The sequence below is a fragment of the Streptomyces sp. NPDC022910 genome, from assembly GCF_055561075.1.
In genome coordinates, this window is the sequence record NZ_JBVHHL010000158.1 from 1 (window position 1) to 2,009 (window position 2,009).

2 protein-coding genes are annotated in these 2,009 nt (G+C 70.0%); both read left to right on the forward strand.

From position 1 onward, the window contains the following. Positions 1–103: 103 nt before the first annotated feature. On the forward strand, positions 104–1,369 hold the full coding sequence (gene istA / locus ACZ3TS_RS42840; protein WP_467628646.1) for an IS21 family transposase: 1,266 nt from the start codon (positions 104–106) through the stop codon (positions 1,367–1,369). Continuing rightward, on the forward strand, positions 1,369–2,009 hold a 641-nt coding region (locus tag ACZ3TS_RS42845; RefSeq protein WP_467628643.1), incomplete at its 3' end, for an ATP-binding protein. The genes istA and ACZ3TS_RS42845, both read left to right, overlap by 1 nt.

The window sequence follows — 2,009 nt, forward strand, 5'->3', positions numbered from 1 at the left end:
TCTCGGCGACGGGTGAAAACGGACCGCTGATCGGCGGATGAACGGTGACCCACTTCGCGATCTTCTGATCATCCTGATCTTCTTCGAGGGTCAGGAGGAGAGGGTGATTCCTGTGGAGGACTGGGCTGAGATCCGTCGGCTGCACCGGGCCGAGCAGATGCCGATCCGGGCGATTGCCCGGCATCTGGGCATCTCGAAGAACACGGTGAAACGCGCCTTGGTGGGCAACGGGCCGCCGGTCTACCAGCGCCCGCTGAAGGGCTCGGCCGTGGACGCGTTCGAGCCCGTCATCCGCGAGTTGCTGAAACAGACCCCGACGATGCCGGCCACGGTGATTGCCGAGCGGATCGGCTGGAACCGCGGACTGACCATCCTCAAGGAGCGCGTACGCGAGCTTCGGCCCGCCTACCTGCCCGCCGACCCGGTCTCCCGGACGGTCTATGAGCCGGGCGAGCTCGCGCAGTGCGACCTGTGGTTCCCGCCGGTCGACATCCCGCTCGGCTATGGCCAGGCCGGCCGCCCGCCGGTGCTGGTCATGGTGTCCGGCTACTCGCGGATGATCACGGCTCGGATGCTGCCCTCGCGGCGGACGAGTGATCTGATCGACGGTCACTGGCGTCTGCTGACCGGCTGGCAAGCCGTGCCGAAGAGGCTGGTGTGGGACAACGAGGCAGGTGTCGGCAAGGGCAGGCTGACCAGTGAATTCGCCGCGTTCGCGGGCCTGCTCGCCACCCGGGTGCACCTGTGCCGCCCCCGCGACCCAGAGGCGAAAGGACTGGTGGAGCGGGCCAATGGCTATCTTCAGACCAGCTTCCTTCCCGGCCGCGTCTTCACCGGCCCGGACGACTTCAACGCCCAGCTGACAGCGTGGCTGCAGGTCGCCAACCGGCGCCATCACCGCCGCATCGGCGCCAGGCCGGTGGACCGCTGGGAGGCGGACCGCGCGGCGATGCTCACCATCCCACCGGTCGCCCCGCCCAACTGGTGGCCGCTGCGCACCCGCCTGGGCCGCGACCACTACATCCGCCTCGACACCTGCGACTACTCCGTCCACCCCCGCGCGATCGGCCACGTGGTCCAGGTCCGCAGCGACACCGAGGAGATCACCGTGACCTGCGGCGACGACGTAGTGGCCCGCCATGCCCGCTGCTGGGCCAGACACCAGTCGATCACCGACCCGGAGCACGCGGCCGCGGCCCGGCGCTTGCGCGAGGAGGTCTGGCAGCAGCAGGACGTCCGCGCGCACGCCGCCCGAGCCACGCTCCTGGCCCCGGACAGCCTCGGCATCGAGGTCGAGCAGCGCGAGCTGGGCACCTACGACCGCATGTTCACCCTCATCGAGGGCGGCGCAGGGAAGGAGGACACCTGATGCCCCGCACCATCACTCCCGCCGCAGGCGCGGCGAAACCCGACGATCGGGCGGCCCGCACCGGCCGGCAGACCGCCGCCGACCTGGCCTTCCTCGCCCGCGCGATGAAGGCCCCGGCCCTGCTGGACGCCGCCGAGCGCCTGGCCGAACGCGCCCAGGCCGAGTCCTGGACCCACACCGAGTACCTGGTGGCCTGCCTGCAGCGGGAGGTCGCCGCCCGCGACAGCCACGGCGGCGAGGGGCGCATCCGCGCCGCCCGATTCCCCGCGATCAAGACCCTCGAGGAGCTGGACCTCACCCATCTACGTGGTCTGACGCGCCAACACCTCGCCCATCTAGGAACATTGGACTTCATAGCGGCCAAGGAGAACGCCGTTTTCCTCGGCCCGCCGGGCACCGGCAAGACGCACGTCGCGACCGGCCTCGCCGTCCGGGCCTGCCAGGCAGGCCACCGCGTCGCGTTCGCCACCGCCGCCCAGTGGGTCGACCGCCTGGCCGCCGCGCACCAGAACGGCCGGCTCCAGGACGAGCTGATCAAGCTCGGCCGCTATCCACTGATCGTGATCGACGAAGTGGGGTATATCCCCTTCGAAGCCGAGGCCGCGAACCTGTTCTTCCAGCTCATCTCGAACAGATACGA